Below are 15,080 nucleotides of genomic sequence, written 5' to 3'. Positions count from 1 at the left end.
GCGACGCCGATCAGTCTTTTTGGCCTTCCCAGCGAGCCAGAAAAGCCTCGATCGGCAGGGTTTGCATGTCGGGAATGGCTTTCACCAGCCGCTCCAGCGGCCAATCCCACCAGGCAAGCGCGGCAATGCGGCGGCAGACGGTCTCGTCGAACCGCGGGCGCAGCCGTTTTGCCGGCACTCCGGCGACGATCTCGAACGGCGCCACGTCCTTCGTGACCACCGCGTTGGCACCGACCACCGCGCCATTGCCGATCGACACCCCCGGCAGGACGACCGCGCCGTGGCCGATCCAGACATCGTTGCCGATTGACACCTGCTTTGCCCGCCGGCGCTCGCGGAAGGCCGCGTCGACGCCGAGATAACGGAAGAATTCGTTCGGCCGGTAGCTGACCTTGTGGCTGGTGACCCGCTCGATCGGATGTTCCAGCGCGTTGATGCGGGCGTTGGCGGCGATCGAGCAGAATTTTCCGATCGTCGTGTAGATCGCCTCGGCATGGCGCTCGAAATAGGAGAAGTCGCCGACGGCGACCTCGCGCAGGATCACGCGCTCGCCGACCACCGCGTAGCGACCCAGCCGGCAGGATTTGAGTTCCGCCGTCGGGTGGATGCGGGGTTCGGGATCCTTGAAGCGCAGATCGGGATCGACAGCCATTCAGGCGCCCCGGACGAGCGCCGGCGGGGTGCGCGGCCTCATTGCGGCTTGCCGTTCGTCCACACGACCTCCTGGCCGTAGAGGGGAACGGTGGAGATCGCCATCTTGGCCGAGCCGTCCTGCACCTGCCTGGAATGCGAGAGATAGATCAGCGTCTGGTTGGCCTTGTCATAGATGCGGTTCACCACCTGCTTCTTCCAGATCAGGCTGATGCCCTGCTTGAACACCTCCTCGCCACCCTGGCCGAATTCGATGTCGCGGATGGTGATCGGCCCGGTCTGCTCGCAGGAGATCGCCGAATCGGACGGGTCCTCGAACCAGTTGCCCTTCTGCAGCCGGTCGACGACGCCACGGTCGAAATAGGACACGTGGCAGGTGACGCCGTCGACCTTCGGGTCCTTGATCGCCTCCACGATGATGTCGTTGCCGAACCAGTCGACCCCGACCTCGCCGACCTGCTGGGCAAAGGCCGAGCCGGCCGATATGCCGAAAAAGGCTGTCGCGAGACAGAGCGCGATGCAACGCATGGACGATCTCCTCAAGGTCGAACACCAAAGGACTTGAGAGTTGGTACGGTCGCCGGTCGAATGCAAGCCCTGTCGCCGCGGCAGCGTCAAGATGGCCTCTTTCACCTGCCCGCCGCCGGCGCTATCTTCCAACCATGACGTCGCTCGCCAAGATTCACCTGCCGTCCGCGGTCAAGTATGCCGCCGCAGTCGCCGTCGCGGCAGCCGCCACCGGCGCGGCTTTCGCCGCCTGGGCGGCGCAGGGCTCCGACATACTGGTGACGATGATCCAGTCCGGCCTCTCCTGGTGCTTCTAGGCGGACGGCAGGCACAGCCAGGCAACGAAAAGCTTACCCGACAGGCCAAGCCAACATGATGCGAACCATACTCGTCGGCATTCTGGTTCTTATGGCGGCCGGCGTAGGCTGGCTCACCTTCGACTGGTACCGTGCCCGCAGCAGCGCCGAGGCCTTCGGCGCGCCCTTCACCCTGGTCGACCAGAAGGGCGCGGAGATCACCGAGAAGGCGTTCCGCGGCCAGCCATCGGCTGTGTTCTTCGGCTTCACCCACTGCCCGGAGGTCTGCCCGACCACGCTGGTCGAGCTCGACAGCTGGCTGAAGAAGCTCGGCGACGAGGGCAAGGACATCCGCGCCTATTTCGTCAGCGTCGATCCCGAGCGCGACACGGCGGAAGCGATGGACCGTTATGTCGGCAACGTATCGGACCGCATCACCGGCATCACCGGCGATCCGCAGAAGGTCGCGGAGATGACCAAAGCCTTCAAGATCTTTTCGCGCAAGGTGCCGCTGGAAGACGGCGACTACACGATGGATCACACCGCCTCGATCCTGCTTCTCGACCGCAATGGCGGCTTCTTCGGCACGATCTCCTATGGCGAGGACCCGGATGCGGCGATCGCCAAGCTCAAGCGCCTTGTCGCCGAAGGCTGAGCGGCCGCGCGCATCGATGACCCAGACGCGGCTTTTCTTCACCGCCGGCAGAGACGCTGCCGGGCGGCTGTTCCCGGCACTCGAGGCCGCCTTCGAGGAGGATGGGCTGCCGCTCGCCGTCATCGAGCTGGACGAAGCCGAGAACACCCAGGAAATCTCGCTCTATGTCGACGGCGACACCGCCGACGCGCAACGGCGCTTAGCCGAAATCCTGCGCGAGCACGGCGAGCCGGAAACGATCTCGCAGGAAAAACTGCCGGACGTCGACTGGGTGGCACGCTCCCTGGAAGGCCTGAAGCCGGTGCGCGCCGGCCGCTTCTTCGTGCATGGCTCGCACGACCGCCACCGCCGCCGCATCGGCGATCTCGCCATCGAGATCGAAGCGGGACTGGCCTTCGGCACCGGCCATCACGGCACGACGGCAGGCTGCCTCGACATGATCGGGGCGGTGGTGCGACGCGAGCGCCCGGCTAACGCGCTCGATCTCGGCACCGGCAGCGCCGTGCTCGCGATCGCATTGGCGAAGATGGCACACATCCCGGTGCTGGCGACCGACATCGATCCGGTGGCGACCAAGGTGGCGGCGGAGAATGCGCGCCTGAATGGCGTTTCCGCCTTCGTCCACACCGCGACAGCACCGGGCTTCCATCATCCGGTGTTCGGGCACGCCGGGCCCTTCGACCTGATCGTCGCCAACATCCTGGCGCGGCCGCTCATGCAGCTTGCGCCGCGGATGGCTGCCCATCTGACGCCGGGTGGATCGCTGATCCTGTCCGGCATTCTCGAACGCCAGCGCGATGCCGTTGTCGCAGCCTATTCGGCGCAGCGCTTCCGCCACGTCCGCACCCTGCCCCGCGAGGGCTGGGTGACCTTGCACCTGAAACGCTGAAGCGCGGCGATGCGTCCGATGCCGCGGACCGCAGTCCTTACAGATGGGAGACCGTCGCCCGCTTCCTGAGGTCGGCACGGTCGTAGCCGCCGGCATGCAGCGTCTCGTCGTCCATCGACAGCAGCACGCCCGCCACATAGCGGTCAGCCTGCGCCTGGCGGGCGCGGACAAACGCGTCGAGAGCGGACTTGAAGAAACCGGGAGCAGCACGGGTGGTCATCGACGTTCTCCTTCGGAACGAAACATGTCCTCCACGCCTCACAAGATATGGTGCACCGCACAAACCTTGAAGTGCGGATTGTGCATGGCTCCCATCCTGGTTTGCGTTCCGTCGCGGCAACGCCGCGCGAGCGTCGGCCGCGTTGCCTTGCTCCCGGGCCGGCGATAGGGTCGCGCATTCGAATCCGGCAAGGAGGCTCGCCATGTTCCAGACCTTCGACGAGGTGAGCGATCCCACGCTCGGGGCGGACAGGGTGCGGCAATTGCGCGAATGGCTGGCGACGCGGCAGCTGGGCGGCTTCATCGTGCCCCGCTCCGACGAGCACCAGGGCGAATACGTCGCCGAGCGCTCCGAGCGGCTGCGCTGGCTGACCGGTTTCAGCGGCTCCGCCGGTGTCGCGCTCATCCTCGGTGACCGCGCCCTGCTCTTCGTCGACGGCCGCTACACGCTGCAGGCGCAGCAACAGGTCGATCCGGCGGTGTTCGCCATCGAAAGCCTGATCACCAACCCGCCACCGGACTGGCTGAAGGAGAATGCTGCCAAGGGCCTGCGCCTCGGCTTCGATCCCTGGCTGCACACGATCGGCGACACCAAGGCGCTGCGCACCGCGCTCGAGGCGAAGGGCGCGGAATTGGTTGCTGTCGACAAGAACCCGATCGACGCGCTGTGGGCCGGACAGCCGCCCGCTCCGCTGCGGCCGGTCGAGATCCATCCGGCCGCCTTCGCCGGTGAACTGGCCAAGGAGAAGCTGGCGCGGCTCGCGGCCGACATCGACAAGCAGGGCGCCACCCATGCCGTGCTGACCGACCCGTCCTCGCTGGCCTGGACCTTCAACATCCGCGGCTCCGACGTGCCGCATACGCCGCTGGCGCTCGGCTTCGCCATCCTGGCGGCGGACGGATCGCACAAGGTTTTCCTCGACAAGCGCAAGCTGCCGATCGAGCCGGAGGCCTACCTGACCCAGCTCGCCGATCTGCGGCCGCCTTCCGCGCTGGAGGGAGATCTCGTGGCGCTCGCCCGGTCCGGCGCGCGCGTGGCGCTCGACCCGGCGCTGGCGGCGGAGCGGCTGCGCCAGCTCGTCGCCGACAATGGCGGCACGGTGGTCGAGGCGCTCGATCCCGCCCGCATTCCGCGCGCCACCAAGAACGCCGCCGAGGTCGCCGGCACGCGCGCCGCCCACCGGCGCGACGGCGCGGCGATCACGAAAATGCTCGCTTGGCTGGACCGGCAGCAGCCGGGCTCGATCGACGAGATCGCCACGGTGGAGCGGCTGGAAGGCTTCCGCCGCGGTGTCGGCGAGGAGACGCAGATGCCGCTGCGCGACATCTCCTTCGCCACCATCGCCGGCGCCGGCCCGAACGGCGCGATCATGCACTATCGCGTGTCGCGCGCCACCAATCGCGTTCTTCGTGACGGCGAGCTGTTCCTGATCGATTCCGGCGGTCAATACCAGGACGGCACCACCGACATCACCCGCACCGTGCCGATCGGCACCCCGACCGAGGAGATGCGCGAGCGCTACACGCTGGTGCTGAAGGGCATGATCCGCATCTCGATGCTGCGTTTCCCGGCAGGCACGCGCGGCGCCGACATCGACGCAATTGCCCGCGCCGCCCTGTGGGAGCGCGGCCTCGACTATGCCCACGGCACCGGACACGGCGTCGGCTCCTATCTCTCCGTCCACGAGGGGCCGCAGCGCATCGCCAAGACCGGCGTGCAGAAGCTGCTCGCCGGCATGATCCTCTCCAACGAGCCGGGCTACTACAAGGAGGGCCATTACGGCATCCGGCTTGAGAACCTGATCTTGGTGACTCCGGAGGGATCCCTCGAGGGCGGCGACATCGCGATGCACGGCTTCGAGACGCTGACGCTGGCGCCCTTCGACAAGCGGATGCTGCTCACCGACCTGCTGACCCGCGACGAGCTGCACTGGCTCGACGCTTACCACGCCCGCGTGCTCGCCGAGATCGGCCCGATGCTCGACGGCGAGACGCTCGCCTGGCTGGAGGCGGCGGCGGCGCCATTGCCGCACGACCACAAGGGATGATGGCGAAGGTCGTCTCGACCTAGCGGAAGGCGCTTTGGGCGGCGTCAGGCCATGAACTGACGCAGGACGATCAGCACCGCGGCCCCGGCGAGGAACATCGTCAGCAGGCCGCCGCGCAAAGCGACCAGCCCGCCGACGGCGAGTGCTATCCACTCGGCCGGGCCCGCGGTGAGCATGGCCGGCGCGACCAGCGTCGTCAGCACCGCCGCCGGCACGGCGTTGAGGCCCGCCTCGACGCGCGGATGCACGGTCTCGAAGCGCGACAGCACGAGATGGCCGCCGACGCGCGTCAGATAGGTCGCGACCGCGGCCGCCAGGATGATCCAGACGGTCGTGCTCATGGCGTCGGCTCCTCGGCTTCGACCTTGCCCGGTGCCGGACCGAAGATGGCGCCGATCGCGATGCCGGCGACCGCGCCCAGCGACACATGCCAGGGCGAGCCGACGAACTTGTAGGCGAGGATCGAGGCGACGCCGCTGACAAGGACGATCGGCAGCCAGAGCGGGCGCTTGCGGAAACCCATGACGATGCCGAGGAAATAGATCGGCAGCAGGAAATCGAGGCCGAGCGCCTGCGGGTTCGGCACCAGCCTGCCGAAGGCGGCACCCACCCAGGTGCAGGAGACCCAGGACACGCCGACCGGCATGGCCGCGCCCATGTACCAGACGAAACCGACCTTGCGCCCGCTCTCGGCGCGTGCCTCGGCCAGCGCGAATTGCGGATCGGTCAGCAGGAAATAGCCGGCCGCCTGCTGCCACACCGGCCAATGCGCCAGCCGGCTGCCGATGGCGGCGGAATAGAGCACATGGCGGAAATTGACGGCGAAGATCGACAGCACGATCAGCCACGGCGCCACCTTCTGGCCGAACAGCTCGATGCCGACCATCTGGCTGGCACCGCCGAACACGGTGAGGCTCATCAGCGTGGCCTCGAAGACGCTCAGCCCGTTCGCCACCGCCAGCGCGCCGAACAGCATGGCGAATGGCGCGGACGACACGATGACCGGCACGCCCAGCCGCGCGCCGTCGAGAAAGTCGCGGCTGGCCGGACGCTCGGCGTCCTCTTCGATGGTCGCATCGGTCGACATGGCGGCTCCGGAGATTGAGCGCTAGGTAGGGAGCCGGCTTGGCAAAGTCACGCGAATTCGGCTGAACCAGTCTTCAGCGCTGCTGACTGGAGCAGTCGCTCGAAAGGCGCGTCGGGGGCATTACCCGGATACCGGCCAGCACAGCGATTGCCCGCGGCACGGACCGTGAGCTACCGTCGCGCCGCACGCATCGTGAGAATCCGCATGAACAAGATCGATCATCTCGTGCTTGCCGGGCACGACCTTGGCGCAATGCGCGCCACCTACGGGGCGCTCGGCTTCACGCTCTGTCCGGCTGCCCGGCACCCCTTCGGCACCGCCAACACGGCGATCCAGCTCGAGGGAAACTATCTCGAGCTGCTGTCGCTAGCGGCACCGGAACAGGTTCCCGAACATGGGCCGGCGCGCTTCTCCTTTGCCGCCTTCAACCGCGACTACCTGGCGCGGCATGACGGTTTTTCCATGCTGGCGCTTGGCACACAGGACGCGGATGCCAACATTGCACGCTGGCGTGCGGCGGGTCTGCGCACCTACGAGCGCTTCGACTTCTCGCGGCCGGCGAAGACAGCCGGTGGAGAGGACGTGACGGTCGGCTTCTCGCTCGCCTTCGCCTCCAGCCCGGCCGCGCCCTGGCTCGGCACCTTCGCCTGCCAGCATTTTTCGCCCGGCTATTTTGCGCAGGCCGAGTACCAGCGGCACGCCAACACGGCGCGAGGCGTCGCCGACGTGTGGATGAGCGGCGCCGACGCGGAGGAGCTCGCAGGCTATTTCGAGACGCTGGCGGGAGCGGCCGCCGAGCGTCTGGCCGACCGCATCGAGATCAGGACTGCTGCCGGCACGATCGTGCTGGCTTCGCCCGAAACGTTCCGCAGCGCCTTCGGCGTGGCGCCGCCGCATCCCGAGGACGGCCCGCACCTCGCCGGGCTCACCGTCGCCTGCCGCGACCTGACCTTTTTCGGCGGCCTCGGCCTGATGGAGGTGGGCGACCGGCTGGTGCTTCCGCCGGATCGCTGCTGCGGCACGGCGCTGGCGTTCATGGCGTAGATGACAGGCGGAGACATAAGCAGAAGCGGAAGCGATTGGACGTCAGGTCCTCCCTCGATCTCGGCTTCGCCACGGTTTTCGTGAACTCCGGGTCCGGCGAACATCTACCGAGGAGGATGCTTCTCGATCGCCCTGCCCCAGTCGAGCAGCGGTTTCGCCCGAAGCGTGAAGTCGACAAGCTCCTCGACGAAGTCCGGGCCGTGGATGCCCGCCGGGTCGATGTCATGGCGGGTCACGAAATGGCGGTTGCGGACGGCTTCACCGAGATCCGCCTCGGCTACCTGTTCGAAGCCGCGCGGCAGCCACTTCAGGCGTTCGTCATCGTCGAGCACGAGACCGTTGCTGCGCAAGGCGTCCGACATCGCGCGGAATTCGTCCGGACGCGCCACGATGGCGCTGCGCATCGCCTGCAAAAGCTCCGGCCGCGGCTGCCACCAAGCCACACCGGCGAAGCACCGGTCGACGCCGACATAGACGAACAGGACACCTTCCGACGACTTCGAGCCATCGGGCGACAGGATTGCCGAAAGATGCTGGTTGTAGGGCCGCTTGTCCTTGGCAAAGCGGACGTCCCGCGTGATCCGGAACATCGACTTCTTGCGGTCGCCCCTGAGACCAAGTCCGAGGGCGCCGAAACGTTCGGTCAGCGTCTCAACGAGGTCGCCGAACGGCTCCCGCAGCGCGCGCTCGAAAAGCTCGCGGTTCTCTTGGAACCACTCGCGGCTCTGATGGAACCCGAGCGCCTTGAGGAAGGGGATTGCGTCCTTGCCGAATCCCTTGAATTCCGCGCCCATCACGATGATCCGGCGACGCGCTCGAACCAGGCGTCCTCGTCGATGACCTCGATGCCGAGCTCCGTCGCCTGCTTCAGCTTGGAGCCCGCGCCGGGGCCGGCGACCACCAGGTCTGTCTTGGCCGACACCGAACCGGCGACCTTGGCGCCCAGCCGTTCGGCCATCGCCTTCGCTTCACCGCGCGACATCTTTTCAAGCGAGCCGGTGAAGACGACGGTCTTGCCCGCCACCGGGCTGCCGGCCGCTATGCTGACCACGTAGGGTTTAGGGCGAACCTGGGCGAGCAGCGCGTCAAGCACCGCGTCGTTGCGCTCGTTGCCGAAGAAATCGACGAGCGCGCCGATGACGGTGCCGCCGATGCCGTTGATCGATGGAAACACGGTGTGCGGATCCTCCGCAGCGGCCGTCTCCTTGCCGACGCGAATGAATTCCTCGACGGTCGAAAACGTCTTCGCCAGCAGCGCGGCCGTGGTCTCGCCGATGTGGCGAATGCCGAGCGCGAAGATGAAGCGGTCGAGTTCCGGCTCGCGCCGCGCGTCGATTGCCCCAAAGAGCTTCTCCAGTCCTTCGAAATTGCGCTCCTCCGCGCCGCGCGCGTTCTTGCGCGTCTTGCCCGAGGCCGCCTCGCGCTGCCGCGCCTGCTCCTCCCGGCGTTCCGCAAGCGCCCGCTGAACATCCGAACGCCTGTCCTTCAGCGTAAAGATGTCGGCGGCGGTCTTGACCAGGCCGTTGTTGAAGAAAAGATCGATATTTTCCGTGCCGAGGCCCTCGATGTCCATTGCGCCGCGCGACACGAAGTGGCGCAGCGCTTCCACCGCCTGCGCCGGGCAGATCAGTTCGCCAGTGCAGCGCCGCCGTGAATCCTCCTTGCCGGTCTTCTCGTTGATCTCGCGTGTGGCCGGGGAACCGCAGACCGGGCATTTGTCGGGAAACCGATAAGGCTTTGCATCGTCTGGCCGCTTTTCCAGCACGACACGCACGATCTGCGGAATGACGTCCCCTGCCCGCTGGATGACGACGGTATCGCCGATGCGGACGTCGATGGGTTCTTCGCCGCGGATGGGCAACCCGTTGCTGTCGATCCCGGCGATATAGTCCTCGTTGTGGAGTGTCACGTTGACGACGGTGACGCCACCGACGGTCACCGGGTCGAGCCGTCCAACCGGCGCCAGCGTACCCGTGCGGCCCACCTGGATGTCGATCTGACGCAAGACGGTGGTTGCCTGTTCCGCCGGGAACTTGTGCGCGACAGCCCAACGTGGCTCGCCCGTCACGAAACCCCAGCGGCGCTGCAGCTCCAGCTGGTCGACCTTGTAGACGACGCCGTCAATGTCGTAGCCGAGCGAGGAGCGCTGCGCCTCGATGAGCTTGTAGTGCGCGATCAGTTCGTCGACCGATTTGGCGCGGATCATCAGCGGGCTGATCCGGAAACCCCAGTCGGCGAATTTCCGCACCGATTCGTACTGTGTCGGCGCCGGGTCCCCGGTGGTGTAGCCCCAGGCATAGGCGAAGAATTTGAGGTTGCGGCTGGCCGTGACCGACGGATCCTTCTGACGCAGCGAACCCGCCGCGGTATTGCGCGGATTGACGTAGTCCTGGCCGCCGACCGCGGCCGAACGCTGCTTGAGCGCCTGGAACTCCGCATAGGTCATGTATACCTCGCCACGGATCTCGATGACTTCCGGCCAGCCTGTCCCTCGCAACCTGTGCGGAATGTCGGCAATGGTCTTCAGGTTCGCGGTTATGTCCTCGCCGACCGTGCCGTCGCCGCGCGTGGCGCCTTGGACGAACACGCCCTTCTCGTAGCGCAGCGAGGCCGACAGCCCGTCGATCTTCGGCTCGGCCGTGAAAGCGATGTCGAAATCCTTGTCACGTTCGAAGAAGCGTTTCGCCCGCTCAAGAAAATCGACAACATCCTGATCGGTATAGGCTTTTGCGAGGCTGAGCATCGGCACGGCGTGGCGTACCTTGGCAAAGCCTTCCGCAGGCGGCGCTCCAACCGACCCGGTCGGGCTGTCCGGCCGCACCAGGTCCGGGAAAAGCTGTTCGATCGCCGCATTGCGCAGCCTCAACGCATCGTATTCGGCGTCCGAAATCGTCGGCGCATCCTCGCCGTGATAGCGCCGGTCATGCTTGGCGATCTCGGCGGCGAGCCGCGCGAGTTCCTCGGCGGCCTCGGCCTGGGTGAGGTCTTCGACGGATTTCTCGTTCACCGACATGGCTTTCCTTCCGCAACAAATGCCGCCGGCACGTTAGTTCAGTTTCGCCGCGCAAGGGAGGCTCCTGGCCGAGGAGGACCGCTGCTGTTGACAGGTTCTGACTCGGGCTGTGCCGACAGTGCCCCACCGAGCACCTCGAATTGGACCTCAGTCACAAGCTACCGTCTACAATCTTTGATTGTAAAACGATCACATCGCATTGCTTTAAAAGGAAAAACCTCCGGAAATTTGATAAAATACCTTCAAAATACAACTATAACGTGATATCCAAGTAATGATCGCACGGGCTTCGGGGGCCGTCATGCTGGATGCGGATTGGGCAACGTTCACTCTGGCTGCGGTGACTGCCGCCGCAGGACTCTGGCGGTACTGGCGCAACAGCGGGCAGGCGAGCGCGATCAAGGCCGCCGATGAGATGGAGAAGTTCCACACCGACAGATCGGTTTCCATCGCCGAACGGCTGCTGGACTACAGCACCTGCTACATCGGCTATGAGAAACTCTCCGGTGGCGTGGAGAAGATCAAGATAGAGCCGCAGGATTTCCACTTGGCTCTCCGCCACCATTCGGTCCGGCGGAAGGAGGTTCCCGGCTATGATCCCGAGAAGGACATCTTTGCCAAGACGACGCCCGAAGGCAACTACGATCCGCAATATGTGTTCTCCGGCAGAGAACACTACGTCCGCGACGTCTTCGACCGGTTTCTCGGCCGCCTCGAACGAATCGAGGCGCTGATCTCGAAGGAGGTCATCGCTCCCGAGGACTTTGCCGACCACTTCTCCTACTGGCTGAAGGTCATCGGCGATCCAAAAGGACCGCAGACGCAATTCAGCGCCGACAAGCGCAAAACACTGCTCGACTACATCAACAGATACGAATTCAACGGTGTGATCAGGCTGTTCGCCCGCTACGGGATGGATATTTCCCGCCCTGTGGCGTGACGACCGGCGTCAGGAAGCGGCCGCGACATTCTCCCTGAGCAGGCGCTCGGCGGCCGCCCTCGCCTCCTCTGTGATGGTCTCGCCGGCCAGCATGCGGGCGATCTCCTCCTGGCGCGACGGCCGGTCGATCTCCCGCACGGTGGTCGACACGCGGTCGAGTCCGCCCGACTTCGAGATCAGGAAATGCGTCTCGGCGCGCGCCGCAACCTGCGGCGCGTGCGTGACGGTCAGCACCTGCACACGCTGCGACAGCCGCCCCAGCCGCTGTCCGATGGCGTCGGAGACCGCGCCGCCCACGCCCGAATCGATCTCGTCGAACACCAGCGTTGGGGCCGAGCCGCGATCGGCCAGCGCCACCTTGAGCGCCAGCAGGAAGCGCGACAGCTCGCCGCCGGAGGCGACCTTCATCATCGGACCGGGCCGCGTGCCGGGATTGGTGCGCACCCAGAACTCGACCTGGTCGTTGCCTTCCTCGGCACGGCTCTCCCGCTCGGTCGATATCTCGACGATGAAGGCCGCGCGCTCCAGCCTGAGCGCCGGCAGTTCGGCCATGACCGCGGCTTCGAGCGCCGACGCCGCCGACCTGCGCAGTTCCGACAGATGCGCCGCCTGATCGTCGTAGGCGGCACGCGCCGCCGCGGATTGCGCCTCCAGCGCCCTCAGCCTCTCCTCGCCCGCATCGAGGTCGGCGAGGTCGGCGACCATGGCGTCGCGCAGCTGCGCGAGATCGTCGACCTGGACATTGTGCTTGCGGGCGGCGGCGCGCAGCGCAAACAGCCGCTCCTCGGCGCGCTCCAGCTTCTGCGGATCGTATTCGGTCGCCCGCAATGCCGCGTCGATGCCGGACTGCGCCACATCGAGCGAGATCAGCGCCTCGTCCAGCGCCTTGACCACGTCGTCGAGCAGATCCGGCACCTCCGGCGCCTTGCGCTGCAGCCGCCTCAACAGGCTGGCAAGCTGCGGCAGCGGCGAATTCGAGCCGGACAGCACGTCCTGCGCGTCCTGGATCTCGGAAGCGACCTTCTCCACGCGCATCATCGAAGCACGCATCTCGGCAAGGTCGGTTTCCTCCCCCGGCTGGGGATCGAGCTTCGACAATTCGGTCACGGAAGCGCGCAAGAAATCCGCTTCCCGCGCCGCCGCCTCGACCTTCGCCTTGTGGCGGGCAAGCTCCTGCTCGGCGTCGCGCCAGCGGCGCCAGGCGGCGGCGGTTGCTTCGGCCTCGCCTACATGGCCGCCGAAAGAGTCGAGCAACTCGCGATGCGCGCCGGCGTCGACCAAGGCGCGCTCGTCGTGCTGTCCATGGATCTCGACAAGCGCCCGGCCGATGTCGCGCATAAGGCCGACGCTCGACGGCTGGTCGTTGACGAAGACGCGGGTGCGCCCGTCCGCCGTCTGCACCCGGCGCAGGATGACGTCGCCGTCGTCGTCGATGGCGTTGTCGGCCAGGATGGCGCGGGCCGGATGATTGCGCGGCACGTCGAACACCGCGGTGACCTGGCCCTGCGCCGCGCCATGCCGCACCAGGGACGCGTCGCCGCGCGCGCCGAGCGCCAGCGACAGTGCGTCGAGGAGGATCGACTTGCCGGCGCCGGTCTCGCCGGTGAGCACCGACAGGCCGGGCGCGAAATCGATGTCCAGCCGGTCGATCAGGACGATGTCGCGGATCGAAAGGCGCGAAAGCATGCGAAAGCCGTCAGGCGCCGGTGATGAGTGCTCCGGCCCTGGATATCCACGATCCGGAATTTTCGCGTGGCTCCAGACCGCCCGACTGCAGCAGCTTGTAGGAATCCTTGTACCACTGGCTGTCCGGATAGTTGCGGCCGAGCACGGCCGCCGCCGTCTGCGCCTCGGTGGTCAGGCCCATCGCGTAATAGGCTTCCGTCAGACGCGACAACGCTTCTTCGACGTGACGCGTATTGGCATAGTTCTCGATCACGTAGCGGAAGCGCTTGACCGCGGCGATGTATTCGCGCCGTTCCAGATAGTAGCGGCCCGTCTGCATCTCCTTGCCGGCGAGCTGGTCGCGGGCGACACGGATCTTCTGCCGGGCATCGTCGACATATTCGGACTCAGGCCAGCGCTGCACCAGTTCCTCCATCGCCTGGATGGTGTTGCGCGATTCCTTCTGGTCCTGCGTCACGTCGCGGATCTGACGGAAATAGGAAAGCCCGACGATATACTGCGCGTAAGCCGCATCCGGAGAAGAGGGATAGAGCGTCACATAGCGTTTGGCGGCGTTGATCGCCTCGTCATACTTGCCCTGGCGGTAGTTGGCGAAGGCGCCCATAACCATCGATTTGCGGGCATATTCGGAATAGGGATGCTGGCGGTCGATCGCCTCGAACTTGCGGCTGGCTTCGGTCAGCCGGCCGGCATCGAGATTGGCGAGAGCCTGATTGTAGAGAACGTCCGCGGGCTCGGTCTGCTCGACATAGGTGGCGAGGTCGACATCCGCTTCGGTGGACATGCATGCCGACAGCACGAGCGGCGCGCCAAGCGCGGCCAAGGCGAGCAGGATGCGCCCGTTGCGGTGGATTTCCGTGGCAGCACGCGTAAACGACATGTTTTCGAATCGCCCCTCTGGCGTCGGCAAAACCGAAGGCGAGCAGCCATAACCACAACGGCTCGCGACGGCAACGCTATCCGGACGCAATGGCGCTTTTTTGTGGCACCTGCCGCAGTTTCGGCCCGATGCCGGAGAAACGCCCGGGGTTTCGGATCACAGGACCCAGGGCGCGTAGACCGGCGCGTTCACCGCGATCAGCTCCGCGGTGCGGCCACGCGCACGGCGGCCGGTCTCGACGATCTCGAAGGCCGTGGGATCGGACAGCAGGTGCCTGAGCGCCGCTGCATTGAGCCGGTGGCCACCGCGGAAGGAGCGGAAGCTGCCGATGAAGCGTGCGCCGGCCAGCGCGAGGTCGCCCATCGCGTCGAGCGTCTTGTGACGCACGAACTCGTCGACGTAGCGCAGGCCTTCCATGTTGATGACCCGGTTGTCGTCACCGATGACGATCGAGTTCTCGAGCGAGGAGCCCAGCGCGTAGCCCGCGGCCCACAGTCTCTCGACGTCGCGCATGAAGCCGAAGGTCCGTGCCCGCGCGATATCGCGCCGAAAAGCGGTGGGCTCGATGTCGGTGGCAAAGGCCTGGCGCCCGATTGCCGCGCTGTCGAAGTCGATCTCGATCTCGAAGCGGGTGCCGCGATACGGCCGGAACTCCGCCCAGGACGCACCGCTGTCGATGCGCACCGGCTTCACCACGCGGATATAACGGCGCTTGGCATCCAACGTCTCGATACCGGCCTGATCGAGGGCGTCGACGAAAGGCGCCGCGCTGCCGTCCATGACCGGCACTTCGTTGCCGTCGATCTCGACCACGACATTGTCGATACCGAGGCCGAACAGCGCCGCCATCACATGCTCGACGGTGGCCACGTGAAAGCCCGACGGCGCGCCCAGCACCGTGCAGAAGGCGGTCGCGCCGACTTCCGAAACCAGGGCCGGAACCTGGCGGCCCGCACCCTGCTCGCCGCTATAGACGAAGACGACTCCCGTATCCGGGTCGGCCGGAAGGAAGCGGATCGTCACCGGCTTGCCGTTGTGGACGCCAATGCCGGACAGCGTCACGCACGATTTCACCGTGGTCTGATAGTCGTGCAAATTCGTCCCCATAAGCCATTCATGCTCAAGACCGCGGACCCTTCCCAACCCGCGGATATTTCGTCTCGGC

At 66.2% G+C, this 15,080-nt stretch carries 16 protein-coding genes; 6 read left to right on the top strand and 10 right to left on the bottom strand.

Annotated elements, in window-relative coordinates; translation table 11 throughout:
* Positions 1-10: 10 nt before the first annotated feature.
* Positions 11-652, bottom strand: a complete 642-nt coding sequence (locus C7I84_RS04560; protein WP_106770949.1) for a DapH/DapD/GlmU-related protein — start codon at positions 650-652, stop codon at positions 11-13.
* A 38-nt stretch (positions 653-690) separates the two neighbouring features.
* Positions 691-1,179: a CreA family protein gene (locus tag C7I84_RS04555; RefSeq protein WP_106770948.1), complete on the bottom strand. Its 489-nt coding sequence runs from the start codon at positions 1,177-1,179 to the stop codon at positions 691-693.
* A gap of 134 nt (positions 1,180-1,313) precedes the next feature.
* Between C7I84_RS04555 and C7I84_RS29905 the strand changes: the two genes are divergently transcribed.
* Genes C7I84_RS29905 through C7I84_RS04545 form a run of 3 tightly spaced genes read left to right on the top strand, consistent with a single transcriptional unit; the run spans position 1,314 to position 2,998 of the window.
* Complete coding sequence (locus C7I84_RS29905) at positions 1,314-1,475, top strand: hypothetical protein (RefSeq protein WP_165815978.1); 162 nt, start codon at positions 1,314-1,316, stop codon at positions 1,473-1,475.
* A 55-nt stretch (positions 1,476-1,530) separates the two neighbouring features.
* Positions 1,531-2,109, top strand: a complete 579-nt coding sequence (locus tag C7I84_RS04550) for an SCO family protein (protein ID WP_106770947.1) — start codon at positions 1,531-1,533, stop codon at positions 2,107-2,109.
* Positions 2,110-2,125: 16 nt separating this feature from the next.
* Positions 2,126-2,998 (top strand): 50S ribosomal protein L11 methyltransferase, encoded by an 873-nt coding sequence (locus C7I84_RS04545; RefSeq protein WP_106770946.1) that lies wholly within the window; start codon positions 2,126-2,128, stop codon positions 2,996-2,998.
* 37 nt (positions 2,999-3,035) lie between these two features.
* On the opposite strand, the gene C7I84_RS04540 is transcribed toward C7I84_RS04545, so the two are convergent.
* Positions 3,036-3,218: a hypothetical protein gene (locus C7I84_RS04540; RefSeq protein ID WP_106770945.1), complete on the bottom strand. Its 183-nt coding sequence runs from the start codon at positions 3,216-3,218 to the stop codon at positions 3,036-3,038.
* Between the two features lie 202 nt (positions 3,219-3,420).
* On the opposite strand from C7I84_RS04540, the gene C7I84_RS04535 reads away from it, so the two are divergent.
* A complete protein-coding gene (locus tag C7I84_RS04535; RefSeq protein ID WP_106770944.1) occupies positions 3,421-5,265 on the top strand; it encodes an aminopeptidase P family protein in 1,845 nt (614 codons plus the stop codon).
* Positions 5,266-5,309: 44 nt separating this feature from the next.
* Here C7I84_RS04535 and C7I84_RS04530 read toward each other — a convergent pair whose 3' ends face one another.
* Positions 5,310-5,606 (bottom strand): AzlD family protein, encoded by a 297-nt coding sequence (locus tag C7I84_RS04530; RefSeq protein ID WP_106770943.1) that lies wholly within the window; start codon positions 5,604-5,606, stop codon positions 5,310-5,312.
* Positions 5,603-6,352, bottom strand: a complete 750-nt coding sequence (locus C7I84_RS04525) for an AzlC family ABC transporter permease (protein ID WP_106770942.1) — start codon at positions 6,350-6,352, stop codon at positions 5,603-5,605. Before C7I84_RS04525 ends, C7I84_RS04530 begins: the two co-directional genes overlap by 4 nt.
* Before the next feature lie 204 nt (positions 6,353-6,556).
* Here C7I84_RS04525 and C7I84_RS04520 point away from each other — a divergent pair, with 204 nt between their 5' ends.
* On the top strand, positions 6,557-7,396 hold the full coding sequence (locus C7I84_RS04520; protein ID WP_106770941.1) for a VOC family protein: 840 nt from the start codon (positions 6,557-6,559) through the stop codon (positions 7,394-7,396).
* A gap of 104 nt (positions 7,397-7,500) precedes the next feature.
* Here the strand turns inward: C7I84_RS04520 and C7I84_RS04515 are convergent, their stop codons facing one another.
* Together C7I84_RS04515 and ligA are read right to left on the bottom strand one after the other, a co-directional pair.
* A complete protein-coding gene (locus C7I84_RS04515) occupies positions 7,501-8,190 on the bottom strand; it encodes a DUF2461 domain-containing protein (RefSeq protein WP_106770940.1) in 690 nt (229 codons plus the stop codon).
* Positions 8,190-10,403, bottom strand: coding sequence for an NAD-dependent DNA ligase LigA (gene ligA / locus C7I84_RS04510; protein ID WP_106771000.1), 2,214 nt, complete (start codon positions 10,401-10,403; stop codon positions 8,190-8,192). The genes C7I84_RS04515 and ligA overlap by 1 nt, the downstream gene beginning before the upstream one ends.
* A gap of 307 nt (positions 10,404-10,710) precedes the next feature.
* Between ligA and C7I84_RS04505 the strand changes: the two genes are divergently transcribed.
* Positions 10,711-11,349, top strand: a complete 639-nt coding sequence (locus C7I84_RS04505) for a hypothetical protein (protein ID WP_133170057.1) — start codon at positions 10,711-10,713, stop codon at positions 11,347-11,349.
* Between the two features lie 9 nt (positions 11,350-11,358).
* Here the strand turns inward: C7I84_RS04505 and recN are convergent, their stop codons facing one another.
* The 3 genes from recN to lpxC form a co-directional block, all read right to left on the bottom strand.
* On the bottom strand, positions 11,359-13,035 hold the full coding sequence (gene recN, locus C7I84_RS04500; RefSeq protein ID WP_106770938.1) for a DNA repair protein RecN: 1,677 nt from the start codon (positions 13,033-13,035) through the stop codon (positions 11,359-11,361).
* Positions 13,036-13,045: 10 nt separating this feature from the next.
* Positions 13,046-13,915, bottom strand: coding sequence for an outer membrane protein assembly factor BamD (locus tag C7I84_RS04495; protein WP_106770937.1), 870 nt, complete (start codon positions 13,913-13,915; stop codon positions 13,046-13,048).
* 156 nt (positions 13,916-14,071) lie between these two features.
* The gene (lpxC, locus tag C7I84_RS04490; protein WP_106770936.1) at positions 14,072-15,022 is read right to left on the bottom strand and encodes a UDP-3-O-acyl-N-acetylglucosamine deacetylase; all 951 of its coding nucleotides are present in this window, start codon (positions 15,020-15,022) and stop codon (positions 14,072-14,074) included.
* Positions 15,023-15,080: the final 58 nt, after the last annotated feature.

The sequence above is a fragment of the Kumtagia ephedrae genome (genome assembly GCF_003012745.1).
Lineage (GTDB): Bacteria > Pseudomonadota > Alphaproteobacteria > Rhizobiales > Rhizobiaceae > Kumtagia > Kumtagia ephedrae.
This window is presented reverse-complemented; position numbering and strand designations above follow the sequence as displayed.

What these genes read in the sequence shown, in the direction of transcription:
- C7I84_RS04530 (WP_106770943.1), bottom strand. Translation starts at nt 5,606, where the DNA reads ATGAGCACGACCGTCTGGATCATCCTGGCGGCCGCGGTCGCGACCTAT.
- C7I84_RS29905 (WP_165815978.1), top strand. Translation starts at nt 1,314, where the DNA reads ATGACGTCGCTCGCCAAGATTCACCTGCCGTCCGCGGTCAAGTATGCC.
- C7I84_RS04505 (WP_133170057.1), top strand. Translation starts at nt 10,711, where the DNA reads ATGCTGGATGCGGATTGGGCAACGTTCACTCTGGCTGCGGTGACTGCC.
- C7I84_RS04525 (WP_106770942.1), bottom strand. Translation starts at nt 6,352, where the DNA reads ATGTCGACCGATGCGACCATCGAAGAGGACGCCGAGCGTCCGGCCAGC.
- C7I84_RS04515 (WP_106770940.1), bottom strand. Translation starts at nt 8,190, where the DNA reads ATGGGCGCGGAATTCAAGGGATTCGGCAAGGACGCAATCCCCTTCCTC.
- C7I84_RS04545 (WP_106770946.1), top strand. Translation starts at nt 2,126, where the DNA reads ATGACCCAGACGCGGCTTTTCTTCACCGCCGGCAGAGACGCTGCCGGG.
- recN (WP_106770938.1), bottom strand. Translation starts at nt 13,035, where the DNA reads ATGCTTTCGCGCCTTTCGATCCGCGACATCGTCCTGATCGACCGGCTG.
- C7I84_RS04555 (WP_106770948.1), bottom strand. Translation starts at nt 1,179, where the DNA reads ATGCGTTGCATCGCGCTCTGTCTCGCGACAGCCTTTTTCGGCATATCG.
- C7I84_RS04535 (WP_106770944.1), top strand. Translation starts at nt 3,421, where the DNA reads ATGTTCCAGACCTTCGACGAGGTGAGCGATCCCACGCTCGGGGCGGAC.
- lpxC (WP_106770936.1), bottom strand. Translation starts at nt 15,022, where the DNA reads ATGGGGACGAATTTGCACGACTATCAGACCACGGTGAAATCGTGCGTG.
- C7I84_RS04560 (WP_106770949.1), bottom strand. Translation starts at nt 652, where the DNA reads ATGGCTGTCGATCCCGATCTGCGCTTCAAGGATCCCGAACCCCGCATC.
- C7I84_RS04495 (WP_106770937.1), bottom strand. Translation starts at nt 13,915, where the DNA reads ATGTCGTTTACGCGTGCTGCCACGGAAATCCACCGCAACGGGCGCATC.
- C7I84_RS04550 (WP_106770947.1), top strand. Translation starts at nt 1,531, where the DNA reads ATGATGCGAACCATACTCGTCGGCATTCTGGTTCTTATGGCGGCCGGC.
- C7I84_RS04520 (WP_106770941.1), top strand. Translation starts at nt 6,557, where the DNA reads ATGAACAAGATCGATCATCTCGTGCTTGCCGGGCACGACCTTGGCGCA.
- C7I84_RS04540 (WP_106770945.1), bottom strand. Translation starts at nt 3,218, where the DNA reads ATGACCACCCGTGCTGCTCCCGGTTTCTTCAAGTCCGCTCTCGACGCG.